General features: G+C 59.5%; 11 protein-coding genes. 3 read left to right on the forward strand and 8 right to left on the reverse strand.

The features are described 5' to 3' along the window. Positions 1 to 116: 116 nt before the first annotated feature. Positions 117 to 773 carry a response regulator transcription factor gene (locus FCS96_RS02310; RefSeq protein ID WP_138438624.1) on the forward strand — a complete coding sequence of 219 codons (657 nt, stop codon included), beginning with the start codon at positions 117 to 119 and terminating at the stop codon, positions 771 to 773. Positions 774 to 795: 22 nt separating this feature from the next. On the opposite strand, the gene FCS96_RS02315 is transcribed toward FCS96_RS02310, so the two are convergent. The 6 genes from FCS96_RS02315 to FCS96_RS02340 all read right to left on the reverse strand — a co-directional run bounded on the left by FCS96_RS02315 (position 796) and on the right by FCS96_RS02340 (position 9,046). Continuing rightward, a complete protein-coding gene (locus FCS96_RS02315; RefSeq protein WP_138438625.1) occupies positions 796 to 2,157 on the reverse strand; it encodes a sensor histidine kinase in 1,362 nt (453 codons plus the stop codon). Positions 2,158 to 2,238: 81 nt separating this feature from the next. Next, positions 2,239 to 3,348 carry a lipase secretion chaperone gene (locus tag FCS96_RS02320; protein ID WP_171040647.1) on the reverse strand — a complete coding sequence of 370 codons (1,110 nt, stop codon included), beginning with the start codon at positions 3,346 to 3,348 and terminating at the stop codon, positions 2,239 to 2,241. A gap of 7 nt (positions 3,349 to 3,355) precedes the next feature. Next, a complete protein-coding gene (locus FCS96_RS02325; RefSeq protein ID WP_138438627.1) occupies positions 3,356 to 4,282 on the reverse strand; it encodes an esterase/lipase family protein in 927 nt (308 codons plus the stop codon). A 188-nt stretch (positions 4,283 to 4,470) separates the two neighbouring features. Then, on the reverse strand, positions 4,471 to 4,785 hold the full coding sequence (locus tag FCS96_RS02330; protein ID WP_138438628.1) for a DUF3301 domain-containing protein: 315 nt from the start codon (positions 4,783 to 4,785) through the stop codon (positions 4,471 to 4,473). Positions 4,786 to 4,904: 119 nt separating this feature from the next. Continuing rightward, a complete protein-coding gene (locus FCS96_RS02335; protein ID WP_138438629.1) occupies positions 4,905 to 7,943 on the reverse strand; it encodes an efflux RND transporter permease subunit in 3,039 nt (1,012 codons plus the stop codon). Next, complete coding sequence (locus tag FCS96_RS02340) at positions 7,943 to 9,046, reverse strand: efflux RND transporter periplasmic adaptor subunit (RefSeq protein ID WP_138438630.1); 1,104 nt, start codon at positions 9,044 to 9,046, stop codon at positions 7,943 to 7,945. Before FCS96_RS02340 ends, FCS96_RS02335 begins: the two co-directional genes overlap by 1 nt. Before the next feature lie 242 nt (positions 9,047 to 9,288). Between FCS96_RS02340 and FCS96_RS02345 the strand changes: the two genes are divergently transcribed. Beyond that, positions 9,289 to 9,831 carry a DnaJ domain-containing protein gene (locus tag FCS96_RS02345; protein WP_138438631.1) on the forward strand — a complete coding sequence of 181 codons (543 nt, stop codon included), beginning with the start codon at positions 9,289 to 9,291 and terminating at the stop codon, positions 9,829 to 9,831. A 3-nt stretch (positions 9,832 to 9,834) separates the two neighbouring features. Here the strand turns inward: FCS96_RS02345 and FCS96_RS02350 are convergent, their stop codons facing one another. After that, a complete protein-coding gene (locus FCS96_RS02350; RefSeq protein ID WP_138438632.1) occupies positions 9,835 to 10,647 on the reverse strand; it encodes a secretin N-terminal domain-containing protein in 813 nt (270 codons plus the stop codon). A 354-nt stretch (positions 10,648 to 11,001) separates the two neighbouring features. On the opposite strand from FCS96_RS02350, the gene FCS96_RS02355 reads away from it, so the two are divergent. Beyond that, positions 11,002 to 12,093, forward strand: a complete 1,092-nt coding sequence (locus FCS96_RS02355) for a 3-deoxy-7-phosphoheptulonate synthase (protein ID WP_138438633.1) — start codon at positions 11,002 to 11,004, stop codon at positions 12,091 to 12,093. Here FCS96_RS02355 and FCS96_RS02360 read toward each other — a convergent pair. Continuing rightward, the gene (locus tag FCS96_RS02360; RefSeq protein WP_138438634.1) at positions 12,038 to 12,709 is read right to left on the reverse strand and encodes a LysE family translocator; all 672 of its coding nucleotides are present in this window, start codon (positions 12,707 to 12,709) and stop codon (positions 12,038 to 12,040) included. The genes FCS96_RS02355 and FCS96_RS02360 overlap by 56 nt on opposite strands. Positions 12,710 to 12,815: the final 106 nt, after the last annotated feature.

Genomic DNA, 12,815 nt, shown 5'->3' on the forward strand with positions numbered 1-12,815 from the left:
CCGGCACGGCGCCAGCTTTTAGCCAGAACTGTTAAGCAGGCCGCGGTGCCTGGGCGTAAACTGGCATAGAGTGGGTGGGCCGCAGTAACAAAAACACACAAGATGCGGGGTTACCAATGAACCAAGCCTCAAGCCAGACGGCTCGTGATCCACTAGCCCATTCCGGGCGGCCCTTGCCGTTGCCCCGGGTTCTGATTGTTGATGATCATCCGCTGTTTGCCCAGGGGCTGGCAGGTTTGCTCACTCAGTCTGCGCTGGCTGGTGCCGTGGACGTGGCGGATTCGGTTGAGCAGGCGGTTGCCGTTTTGTCCGGCCCACACCCAGTGGATCTGGTGTTGCTGGATGTTTCGCTTCAGGGCGAAACCGGGCTAATGTTGCTGCCCAGAATGATTGCCCATAAGCCACCGGTGGTGGTTATTTCCAGCTCTGAGGACGAAACCACAGTGCGGGCGGCACAGGCTGCTGGTGCCCGTGGCTTTTTGCCTAAATCTGCGGGCCGGACGGCATTGATCAGCATGGTGCGCAGTGTCAGTCGGGGCGGCGAGTATTATCCGGGGCGACGGACTGTGCCAGCACAGAACCAGGTCCTGACGCCTAGGCAGTTGGACGTGCTGGCGCTGCTAGCACAGGGGTTTCCGAACAAGCGTATCAGCCAGAGCCTCGATCTTACCGAACACACCGTGAAGACCCATTTGAAGGCCATCTTCACGCACCTGGGGGTACACAATCGCACCGAATGTGTTAGTCAGGCACGCCAGATGGGCTGGCTGTAACTGACCAAAGCTTTGCATTCTGCTACGCCATCGGAACGTGCGCCGGGATTAGCGGTTGTGGCTGAAGATCCAGCCAAAAGGTCGTGCCGGTACCCTCCGCCGCGCTGACGCCACAGGCGCCGTGCATCAACTCCGTCAGCTCTTTCACGATAGCGAGCCCAAGGCCAAGTCCGGCTGAGTGTTCCTTCTTGCCGGCTCCCCGGACAAATGGCTCGAACACCCGACCCCGGAGCTGTGGATCAAGCCCATTGCCGTTATCGCTGACGCTGATCCGAACAGACTCCTGCCGCTGAATTACCGAGATTCGAATCTCGGTGCCGCCGCTGTGATCGATTCCGTTAAAGACCAGATTCATCAAGGCCCGCAATAACAGCTGAGGATCGGCCGGCACCTGTAGTTCAGATTTGGTCTCGGTCCGGTGCAGCCGGATGTTGTGTAGATCGGCATGATCAACGGTCAGGTCGATCAGTTGATCCAGTAGTACGTCCAGGTCTATCACCTGGGATTCCGGATGAATCATGCCTTCGTTGATGCGGGAAATATCCAGCATCGTGCCCAGTAACCGCTGAAAATGGCCTACTGTACCCTGCAGTCGATGCACCAGGGCCTGTTGTTCGGTTGGCAGCGAGGCTGCCGCCAGGTTGGCAAGGTTCAGGCTGATGATGTTCAGGGGTTGGCGGAGGTCGTGACTGGCGACACTGATCAGACGGCTCTTGCTCTCGCTCTCTTCTGCTGCGGTCTGGTGTAACTGGTGGATCAACTGTTGGTCGAGGTAGTGGGCACGGTGGCGGTATTCGGTGAGCCACGCGCCGATCATGCCAATGCCATTAGCGGTCAGTACAAAGAACAGGTTGATCATCAGTGCGTGGGTGGCCAGCCCAATGATCAGCTCGCACACCAGGTATGCCAGGATGATCAGGGCGGAAACCAGGCTGGCAGAGAAGAAGGGCAGGCCCATGGCGAAGTAGCCAAACATCAGCATGAGCAGCATGCCCTCATAGGGCAGCGGGAAATCCCGCAGGCGGGCGGCGGCGATGATGGCAACAACACTCAAGCCACCGGCGAGATAGGCCAGGGTGTACAGACGTTCGAACACCAGGTCTCCAGGCCAACGCTGGTGTGACAGCCAACAGACCAGGGCAATTACTGGGCAGGTGACTGCCAGCCGGATGGCCACGGTCACCTGGGCCAGTTCCAAGGGCAGCGTTGCCAGGTCCAGGAGGATAAAAATGCCAAAAATTAGCAGGCCTGCTGCAGACACCAGCCGGGCGCGGTCCCGCACCGCCGAGGCCCGGCGCTGCCGGTATCCCGCTTCAAGTTCGGTGCGAAAGCGCAGCCTCCGGAACCCGGATGACTGCTGCAACATGATGACCTGAGGGTTCATGATGAATTACCTGACGGTGTTGGGCGACCGCCAGTGTAAAAGGTTGTGCGGGCCGATGACGCGCGTGCCCGCACAGTCTGATCAATTGCTTCCCAGCATTTTCAGGCGCGCCCAGGTCTGCTGTTTCTGATCTGGAAAGTGCTGGTTCAGCAGGCGCGCCTGCTGGGCTGCCACATCCGTATCGGTCAGGCCGGAATCGCGCAATTGGTCCAATGCTGCTTCGTAATGCTGGTAACGGGCATCGAAGGTTGCCCGCTCCTGCAGGTAGTCGGTCACGCTGGCGGCGGCGTCTGGTGACATGCCTTGCGCCATGAGCTTCTGGCCTGCGGCTTCCGGTGATTCGGCGGCGTCGATGGTGGCTATGCGGTGACGGTTTTTTTCGGTACTGGCCAGTAGGTGACGCTCGGTCTGTTGCAGTTGCGAAGGCAACTGGTCGCGGTGCCAGGCTACCATTGAGGTTTTTGCCTCCGCCGACAGGTCGGTGCGGGCTGCGATGCCCAGCGTTGCCAGGGTGTATTCGCCGTAGGCTTCTTCCAGTCCAAAGAAGGCCTGGTGGGCGTCGGGGCTGAAAACGCCCTGGCGCACCAGCTTCAAATCGATGAATGCTTTTTCAAGCATCTCTAATCGGTAGTTAGGGTCGTTCTGTCGGCTTGGGTCCAGCGGTGTAGCCTGAACCGCCAAGGCTTCCTGTTTGTACTGAAGGTACTGGTCAAGCAGCGCCATGGCCTCGGCGGCGGCCTTGGGTGGCAGGCTGGTCATGGCGAGCGTCCGGATCTGTTCCAGTGCCTGGTCTGGGGATACTTCCCCCACCGTGTTCAGGAAATAGTCGAAGAAATCCCGGGTCTCCAGATCAACGATCAGCTTGCCCTGACTATCAGCCTTGAGCGCACCATCAATGTCGGTTCCTTTGAGTGAAGCGGCATAGGGATCTGGGCCGAGGCTGGCCGGGGTACGGCTCGCCACCTCGACGACCGTCGTTCGGGTGTCGGTGGGTGATGCGTCGGACGAAACCGCTGGCGGATTGATGTCGGCGTCAGCAAACAATACCAGGGCAGGTGCCTTGGCGGTCTTGCTTTCAGGGGGCAGTACGGAAGTCTCTGGCAGGTACCACCAGATCGCACTGCCGGCCACCAGGGCCGACAGTGCGAGGGTGGCGAGCCATCGACGATGTTGCGGGGGACGATGTCTCATAACGGCCTCACAGACCGCGATTCTGCAGGCGGTTGGCCTGTGAGCGATAGAGTGACACCGGATTGGTCCACAGCGAGCGAATCCCGAACAGGTGGTTGATGGCATCAACGTGGTTCATGTCGTAGTGCGTGCCAATGACATTGCCCATCTTGGTTGAACAGACACCAACAAGGCCGTCACTGGGTTCGCCGCCAAAGGCCAGGGAGGTGATGCCGAGGAAGGGATCGGTAGCATCGAGAATGTTGGTCCAGACTCCACGGCCGGTCCAGGAGAAGAACTTGATGCGGTTGCCGTTGATCCAGACATCTTCATTGGTACCGGAGCAGGAGGAACGGTTTACGCCCTTCCAGCCGAGGGCATCGTTGAGATCGGTGGTGCCCCGGGTGGTCAGGGTTTCCAATGCTGCGACCCCATCCTGCGGATTGCTCGAGCCGGACAGGGCGTTCACCAGGCCGCCCAGTGCATTGGCGATAGCCTGGGCACCACCCTCGACATAGCTGCCCGGCGGCAGCACACCACGAACCACGTCAGCCACGGTGGAGCCCTTGTTTACCCCGTTAATGGAGGTGATCGAGGCAATCTTGTGGGGGATGAGTGATGCAGTAACCCGGGACGTAGGTGCACCCTGACTGTGGGCCATCAGGTTCACCTTGGAGTGGCCCAGGCTGTTGACGTAGTTGGCCAGTTGCTGGCCACGCTGTTCACTGCTGTTAACGAAGGAAACGCTGGCGGAATAAACCCGCGCACCGCTACGCTCGAGGTTCCAGGGAATGGTGTGGAAGTAGTTGATCAGACCGCCGATGGTGTTGAAGCCGGTGACGCCATGGACCAGAACGATGGGGTGCCGGGTTGAGGTGTAACCGGCGTGGGTAAGGAATGAGGCTGACAGCAGGACGATCCCCAGCGCGAAGGCTGCGGTTTTTCGAATACGCATGATTAACTCCGATTGTTGTTGTAAGCGGCCACGTTAGTGCGGCCATAGGTCGTTAATGCGTTGTCGATTATTGGTGTCCAGGCCGGGGCAATAAATCGCCCATTTGGGGGAGGGGGAGCTTCAACGAACAATTGAATTAGAGAGATCAGGGTAGAGCGCTTCGGGAAGAGCACTTAGGTGAGGAGCGTTCAGGGGTGACGGTGGGCGTCCAGTTCCATGTGCATGATGCGCTGGCCCAGCATGATGATCCGCCCGGTATAGCGTTCTTCACCGGTGCTGGTGAAATCGAACAGGAACCGGCGCCAGACTCTTATCCGGCCCTCGGGGTCGCGCTTGAACCAGAGACCGCGGAGATAGACAGCGTCGTCCAGCAGCATCACGTCCATCGACGTGCAGTAGCGGCGGGCAGCCTGCAGCACAAAGTCCTTGATGGCCTTGGCGCGCCACCAGTACCAGATGACAAATGTAGCGGTGAAGAGCCAGAAAAGAGTTCCGAGGGTCACGATAGACGCAGCTTCAATGAGGATGGAGAGTAAGCAATGGCCCCCAGACTACCCCATCAGAGCGGTCTGGGGAAATCCTGCCCGGCAGGTCAGCACGCCGGGCAGGGATCGGGCAAGGCTCAGTGCGTGGCCTTGTTGTGGTCCCGGGCCAGCAGGATATAGAAGGCCGGCAACACGAAGATGGTGAACAGCGTACCGATGCCCAGGCCCGCACTGATGGTGAGGCCAATGGCAAACCGGCTCTCGGCGCCGGGGCCGACCGCAATCAGCAGTGGCACCATGGCAAAGATCAGCGCCAGCGACGTCATGATGATTGGGCGCAGGCGGATGGCCGCCGCTTCGATGACCGCCTTGATCTTGTCCAGTCCGCGTTCGATCTGAAGTTGGTTGGCAAACTCCACGATCAGTATGCCGTTCTTGGACACTACGCCGATCAGGGTGATCAGCCCCACCTGGGTATAGATGTTCATGCTGGCAAAGCCGAGCACGATAAAGGACATTGCACCCGCCACTGACATGGGTACCGATACCAGGATGATCAGCGGATCACGCCAGCTTTCAAACTGGGCCGCAAGCACCAGGTAGATCACCAGTAGCGACAGGAAGAAGGTCACCACCAGCGCGCTGCCCTGGGTGGCCAGCTGCCGGCTTTGACCGGTGTAGTCGAAGCTGAAGCCCTGGGGGAGTACTTCCTCGGCGGTCTTCTCCATGTAGTCCATGGCGGTACCCGCGGCGACTCCGGGCATCACCACACCCTGAAGCGTGAGCGAGTTCTGCTGGTTGAACTGGGTACGCGAAGACGGCTCAATGTCGTTGCTGAAACTCACCACGCTGCCCAGGGGTACCAGTGTGCCGGTATCGGAGCGGATGTAGTAATCGCTCAGGGCCTGGGAGTCCAGGCGGAATTTCTGGTCAACCTGGGGGATCACCTGGTACGACCGGCCTTCCATATTGAAGCGGTTGATGTAGCCACCACCAAGCATGCTGGCCAGCGCCTGACCAACGTCCTGCATCGACAGCCCCAGATCGGCTACCCGATCCCGGTCGACCTTGATCCGGGTGATGGGACGGTCAAAGTTAATCGACTTCTGCAAGAACATGAAGTTGCCGCTGCCCATGGCTTCACCCAGCAGCTCGTCCGCCACCTGGTTCAGCTGCTCGTAGCTGTTGCCGGTGGTGATCACGAACTGGAATGGCAGGCCGCCGCCAGAACCAGGCAGCGAGGGCCGCGGGAACACCGCCGTCTGCAGTCCGGTCACTTTGCTGAGCTCGGCGTCCAGTTGCGGTTGTGCCTCGAACTGGGATATGTCCCGTTCACTCCAGGGCGCCATCTTGAAGCCACCGAAGACGGCGTTCGGACCGGTGAAGCCAATGATCATGAAGTCTTCCTCGTACCCGGGCAGGGTCGACATCCGGTTCTGAATTTCGTCGCCGTGCTCCTGCAGATAATCGAGGGTGGACGTCTGCGGGCCCAGGCCTTGGTAAAACAGGATGCCCTGGTCTTCGGTTGGCGCCAGCTCGTTCTGGCTCATCATCGCCATGAAATAGATCGAGCCGAGGACGACAAAGGCAAAGAAAATCACCACCGACTTGGTTTCCATCAGCGAGGTGAGTGCCCGCTTGTAGCCATTGGACAGGCCGTTGAAGCTACGTTCGACCAGGCTCTCGAACTTGCCGGGGTTGCCGTGGGGTTTCAGCACCAGTCCAGAAAGCATCGGGGACAGGGTCAGTGCCACGATACCCGAGATGACGACGGCTCCGGCCAGGGTGAAGGCGAACTCGGTAAACAGCGAGCCGACCAGGCCGCCCATGAAGCCAATTGGCGCATAAACAGCGACAAGGGTGGTGGTCATAGCGATGATCGGCACTGCCATTTCCCGGGCGCCTTTGATGGCGGCATCGAACCGGGACTCACCCTGTTCGATGTGGCGGTGCACGTTCTCCACCACGATGATGGCATCGTCGACCACCAGGCCGATGGCCAGAACCATAGACAGTAAGGTGAGCAGGTTCAGGGAGAATCCGAACATCAGCATGATGAAGGCACCACCGACCAGGGACAGGGGCACCGCCACCGATGGCACGATCGAGGCGCGCACGGAGCCCAGGCACAAGAACACCACCACCAGTACGATCACCAGAGCTTCCAGCAGGGTTTTGATGACTTCGTTGATGGAGTCTTCGATAAAGTCGGAGGCGTCGTACGCCAGCCGGACATTCAGTCCGGAGGGTAGCTGGCTTTCGATGCCAGGCAGTGAATCTTTCACCAGCCCGGCAACGGTCAGCGGGTTGGCGCCGGGTGCCAGCTCGATGGCGACATAGGTAGCCGGGTCGCCTTTATACAACGCGAGCTGGTCGTAGGATTCGGAACCAAGCTCCACGCGGGCGATGTCCTGCAACCTAATCTGGGTGCTGCCGGACTGCTTCACCACCAGGTTGCGGAACTGGTCGGGGTCGGCGACATCGGTGTCGCTGGTCATGCTGATTTCGGTGTACTGGCCCTTGGTGTTGCCCACGGCGGCCTGGTAGTTGTTGGCACGCAGCTTGGCGACCACTTCCGGCGGCGTCATGTCCACGGCGGCGAGGCGTTCCGGATCCAGCCAGACTCGCAGGGCAAATTTGCGGCCAATGAGGTCAGCCTTGCCGACACCCGGGAGGGCCTGCAGCTTTGGCTGCACCACGCGGGTCAGGTAATCGGAGATTTGCGGAACTTCCAGCTCACTGCTGTAGAACGCGATGTACATCAACGCCGTGGAGTCACCGGTGGTGGAGGTGATGACCGGGTCCTGGGCTTCAGCCGGTAGCACGTTGCGCTGGCTGGCGACCTTGGCCTGGATTTCGGCCAACGCCGCGTTGGCATCGTAGTTCAGTACCATCTTGGCTTCGATGGTGGAGGTGCCCTGGGAGCTGGTTGAGGTCAGGTAGTCAATGCCACTGGCTTCAGCAATCGCCTGTTGCAGTGGGGTGGTGATGAACCCTTTGATCAGATCCGAGCTGGCACCGGGGTAGGCGGTGGTGATGGTCACCGTGGTGCTTTCAAGTTGCGGATACTGCCGGATTTCCATCTCCATGGCTGCTCGGGCACCGAGCAGCAGTATCAGGAGGCTGACCACCGTTGCCAGGACCGGGCGGTGGATAAAAATGTCGGTAAATCGCATTATTCAGACGCCTCCGTCGCTTGAGCAGCGTCTTCCTGAATCGCCACCGGCTGGCCAGCACGTAAGCGCAGCAGACCTTTGGAAACGATGGTTTCGCCTTCTTCCAGGCCGGACAGAATGGCCACTTTGTTGTTCCGGGTCTCACCGGTCACTACGGTGCGGCGAGTGACTACCTGGGTGTCGTCATCGTTCTTGCCAATGACAAAGACGAAGTCGCCGTAGGTGTTGTAGGAGACGGCAGTACGGGGCACGGTGACCACTTCGTTGTCTTCCGGTTGGCGAGTCATGACGGTGGCAAACATGCCCGGACGAAGCAGTTGCTCTTCGTTGTCCAGTGTGGCGCGAATGCGCACAGTGCGGGTTTCCGGGTTGACCGAGGTATTGATGGCGGCCACGGTGCCCTTGAAATCGCGCTCGCGCACGGCCGCGACGGTTGCGACGACCGGGTAGCCGGTCTGCACGTCTGGCAGGTTTTTCTCCGACAGTGTGTAATCCACGTAAATCGGATCCAGCATGTTGATCTCAACAATCGGGGTGCCAGTGGCGATGTATTCACCGCGATCGACCATGCGGATGCCGAGACGACCATCGAAGGGCGCGCGAATAATCTTCTTGCTCAGTTGAGCTTCGGCTTCATTGACTCGGGCCCGGGCAGCGTCGAAATTGGCTTTTGCCTCATCATATTGAGACTGGGATACAGCGCGCTTGGGAAGCAGGTCAGACACCCGCTTGAATTCCTGTTCGGCCAGCTGCGCCTCGGCGCGGCGGGTACGCAGTGCGGCTTGATCGATGGCGGAATCGATTCGAATCAACACATCGCCCTGCTTGACGGTGTCACCCGACTCGAAGTTGACGACTTCGATCACCCCGGGCACCTCGTTAGCGACCTGAACGCCGTTGACCGCTTCGATGCTGCCCACTGCTTTGATCGCAGGTGTCCATTTTTCGATTTGGGCTTTAACGGCGGACACTTGCGCCGGTGGGCGGGGCTGACTCATCTGTTCTTGCATCTGGCCAAACTGGTAGAACTTGTAACCAAAAATGCCGCCAAGGACGACGCCTAGGAAGATGATAACGATCACGAAGCGGGAGGCAGTGCGCATAATTCGGGTCCTGGGAATCGGGTTTGTTCTTTCGTCGGTGCAGCCGGAAAATATATGTTTTCTACAAAACATAGCATCCTATAAAATTTGCAGGGTGATTGTCACCGGGTTGTCGGTATTTCTGCGTAGGGTTTGATGGCGCTTGTCGCCCCGGTGACGCTGCCGGCTGACAGGCAGGAAACTGGTATTGTCAGCGGAAGAAGTGACAGAATTACGACCATTCATTCGCTAAGGATCAACCCATGCACTGGATTCTCGGTATCGCTCTGGCGGCTGCTGTCTTCGTCATTCTGAAGCAGTGGGGGGCGCTGTCGCCCGACAAGCGGAAAACCGCGATCTGGAAAGGCGTGCTGGTGGTTGGTGGCGCGCTGCTGCTGTTTCTGGTGCTGACGGGGCGAGTGCATGTGCTCACCGCGGCGGTGGCTGCGGTGATTCCCCTGCTTCGCAAGCTGCCGGCGCTGCTCAAATTCTTGCCCATGGTGAATCAGCATCTGGGCCGGGGTGACGGGAGAGGTGCTGGGCAGGGTTCTGGGGATGAACAGTACGAGCAGGGCTCGGGTCGTTCAGCCGCCCATGGGGGCATGTCGAAGCAAGAGGCCTGCGAAATTCTGGGCGTGGCCCGCGGTTGCGATGAACAGGAGATCGTCGCGGCGCACCGCCGTTTGATCCAGAAGCTGCATCCGGACCGCGGAGGCAATGATTATCTGGCGGCCAAGATTAACGAGGCAAAAGCCGTTCTACTTCGAGGCCGTTCCCGCGCCGACGCCGAAAGCCAAAGCAGTTGACGGTTAGCGCAGAATGTCGACCTTGATCTCGAAGCTTCGGTTGTCGGAACGGCTACTGCTAACATTGTAAGTGATGCCAGAGCGCTCGGTGTCGGCAGAGGTGGAGGTGCTGCCCAGCGCCACCCATTCGCCCGGTTCCACTCGGCGAATGGTTACCACGGCCTCGGTTTCATAGCCGGGCAGGGCAGCCGGATCTTCCTCGAACGACACAATACTCACCTCAATTGCCCGGTCCGAAATAACCTGCGGGCTTACCAGGAAACCACTGCGAGTTTCGACCTGTTGGAGGATGGCAGCCGGGTTGCGTCCTCCCTGAACAGCAAACGGCAGGGTTCGGACCTGGCCGGAGGTAATGTGGGCCGACTGGCCATCCTGCACCACCAGGGTTCGGAGCTGGCTGTTGTTGGTACTGGTGACCTTGCGCTCAACGGTGACGTTGACCCGTTCCTCCGAACCTGAGACTCCGGCCCCGGAACGTTTTCCACCAATATCCTGACGGGAGCGGACGGTGATGCGCAGCTGCGCCGGTGCCACATCCATGGTGTCGATCAGCATTCCGATTTCATCCAGCAAGGGCTGCTCGCCCCGAACGACTACCTGCTGGCCCCGCGCGGTCACGGTAACCGGGGCATTCTGGTAAAGCTCGCGGATCTGCTGGGCGACGTCGTCCGCGGGGCGGCTCTGCAACTCGTAGACTCGCGCCTCAGTCTGGGCCAAGGCCGTGGCCGGCAGTAACGCCAGGCTCAGGAACAGGGCCAGGATACGGGGCAGATTAGCTGGACTGCATCGGAGAAAATGAGGTTCTGTGAGTGTCATGTCTGCTCCCGACCCTGCCGTCGACTGAAAAAGTCTGGACAACGGGGTTGCCAAGTTGAAAACCGGGGGTATATATTGAAAAGCATGAAGACCACACACGCGATCTGTCAATTGAATGTTCTGCAAGCTTTCGGTGAAAAATCGATAGCGGCGGTCGCTGCTGTGTTTTCTTGGTGGTTTGGATATGGCTTTTATTTTAGCCAGAGCCAGGGCCGCCCATAAGATCTTCATCGACCGAATAACGAGGAAGGCAGCCCGGCAGAAAACCCAGGCTGCCACCGGACTCAAAAAGCCCCGACTGGTAGCCCAGCCGGGGCTTTTTTGATTCTGACACAGGGAAACGGGAACACTGATATGAACATGCCACCGAGTTCTGAGACGCTGACAAGTTCTGAAGCGTTGAATAGTACCGACGCACTGAGCCAGCCAGCCGCCGATACGGCAGTCAGTCAGCGCCAGGAAGTGGCTCTGCCCAGCGCTGCCGGTTTGCGCCAGCAGCTGCCGGTTTCGGCCAGCTTGGCGAGTCAGATCGCGGGGCAGCGCGAGGCCGTCCGAAAGATTCTGCGAGGCGAAGACGCCCGAACTCTGATCGTGATGGGACCTTGCTCCATCCACGATGAAGTGGCGGCCCTTGAGTACGGTGAGAAACTGAAGCGCCTGGCGGACGCGGTCAGTGACCGTTTCCTGATCGTGATGCGGGCCTACCTTGAAAAGCCGCGGACAACCGTGGGCTGGAAGGGCCTGTTGTACGATCCCGAGCGCACGGGGGCCGGCGATCTGAACGAGGGTCTGGTTCGTTCTCGCCGACTGCTGCTGAATCTGTCACAGATGGGATTGCCGCTGGCAACCGAGGCGCTCAGCCCCTTCGCCATGGATTACCTGGGCGATCTGATCAGCTGGAGCGCCATTGGTGCCCGCACCACCGAGTCTCAGATTCATCGGGAACTGGTGAGCGGACTGCCGATGCCGGTGGGTTTCAAGAACGGAACCGACGGCGGTGTTGGTGTCGCCACCAACGCAATGCGGTCAGCTGCCCACCCACACCATCACATGGGAGTTTCAGACAGTGGTGTGCCGGTGATGATCACTACCCGGGGCAACCCGGATACTCATTTGGTACTGCGGGGTGGACGTGGAATCACCAATTACGATGCCGACAGCATAGCCGCCGCGGTGCAGGCCCTGGCTGGGGCCAACCTGTCCACCTCGATCATGGTGGATTGCAGCCACGACAATGCCCAGAAGCAGGCGGAGCGTCAGATCGACATCGCCCGTGAGGTAATGGCGCAGCGTGCGGCGGGTAACGACCACATCCGCGGCCTGATGCTGGAGAGTTTCCTGGAGCCGGGGCGCCAGGATGACAGCGATGATCTGATCTTCGGCTGCTCGATTACAGATCCGTGCCTGGGCTGGAGCCAGACGGAGGCTCTGATCCGCTCACTGTAGACAGTAACAGCTGGCCGGCCAGTAACAGCAGCACGCCGCCCATCATGCGGTCGAGCCAGTGGCCGAACCGGTTAAAGCCCCGGCGGACACGGGGCAGGGTGAAGAACACCGCGACGAGGGCAAACCACAAGGCGGTGGCAACGGCCATGTAGAGGCCGTAACCTGCTTGCAGGGCAACCGGGGTGTCCGGGCTGATCACCACGGAGAACAGGGAAACAAAGAACAGGGTAGCCTTGGGGTTCAGGGCATTGGTCAAAAAGCCCAGACGCAGGGCAGCCAGGCCCGATTGAGGGGGGCCAGGTTCAGCGTTGACGTGGATGCCTCCGGCGCGCGAACGCAGGCATTGGATCGCAATCCAGGTCAGGTACAGGGCACCGACCACTTTCAGGACGCTGAACAGCCACACCGATTGCTGGATAATCAGGCCGATACCCAGCAGTGAATAAGCCACGTGCACCAAGATGCCCAATCCGATACCCACCGCAGTCAACAGGGCATGATGTCGGCTCTGGCTGAGCGCCTGCCTGAGCATAATGGCAAAATCCGGACCCGGACTGGCCACCGCCAGAAGATGCACAAGGGCTACGGTCAGAAATTCAGGCCAAAAATTGTACACGTTTCAATCCCTCGATCCTGTTAATTGCAATTAGTTGCAAAAGGTTGCAAGCGCCCCAGCTTAAGTCAATTTTCTGGGAATTTCCCCTTGCTCATAACCGTCTAGC

Source organism: Marinobacter alexandrii (assembly GCF_005871205.1).
Taxonomy (GTDB): domain Bacteria; phylum Pseudomonadota; class Gammaproteobacteria; order Pseudomonadales; family Oleiphilaceae; genus Marinobacter; species Marinobacter alexandrii.

What these genes read in the sequence shown, in the direction of transcription:
- FCS96_RS02310 (WP_138438624.1), top strand. Translation starts at nt 117, where the DNA reads ATGAACCAAGCCTCAAGCCAGACGGCTCGTGATCCACTAGCCCATTCC.
- FCS96_RS02315 (WP_138438625.1), bottom strand. Translation starts at nt 2,157, where the DNA reads ATGAACCCTCAGGTCATCATGTTGCAGCAGTCATCCGGGTTCCGGAGG.
- FCS96_RS02320 (WP_171040647.1), bottom strand. Translation starts at nt 3,348, where the DNA reads ATGAGACATCGTCCCCCGCAACATCGTCGATGGCTCGCCACCCTCGCA.
- FCS96_RS02325 (WP_138438627.1), bottom strand. Translation starts at nt 4,282, where the DNA reads ATGCGTATTCGAAAAACCGCAGCCTTCGCGCTGGGGATCGTCCTGCTG.
- FCS96_RS02335 (WP_138438629.1), bottom strand. Translation starts at nt 7,943, where the DNA reads ATGCGATTTACCGACATTTTTATCCACCGCCCGGTCCTGGCAACGGTG.
- FCS96_RS02340 (WP_138438630.1), bottom strand. Translation starts at nt 9,046, where the DNA reads ATGCGCACTGCCTCCCGCTTCGTGATCGTTATCATCTTCCTAGGCGTC.
- FCS96_RS02345 (WP_138438631.1), top strand. Translation starts at nt 9,289, where the DNA reads ATGCACTGGATTCTCGGTATCGCTCTGGCGGCTGCTGTCTTCGTCATT.
- FCS96_RS02350 (WP_138438632.1), bottom strand. Translation starts at nt 10,647, where the DNA reads ATGACACTCACAGAACCTCATTTTCTCCGATGCAGTCCAGCTAATCTG.
- FCS96_RS02355 (WP_138438633.1), top strand. Translation starts at nt 11,002, where the DNA reads ATGAACATGCCACCGAGTTCTGAGACGCTGACAAGTTCTGAAGCGTTG.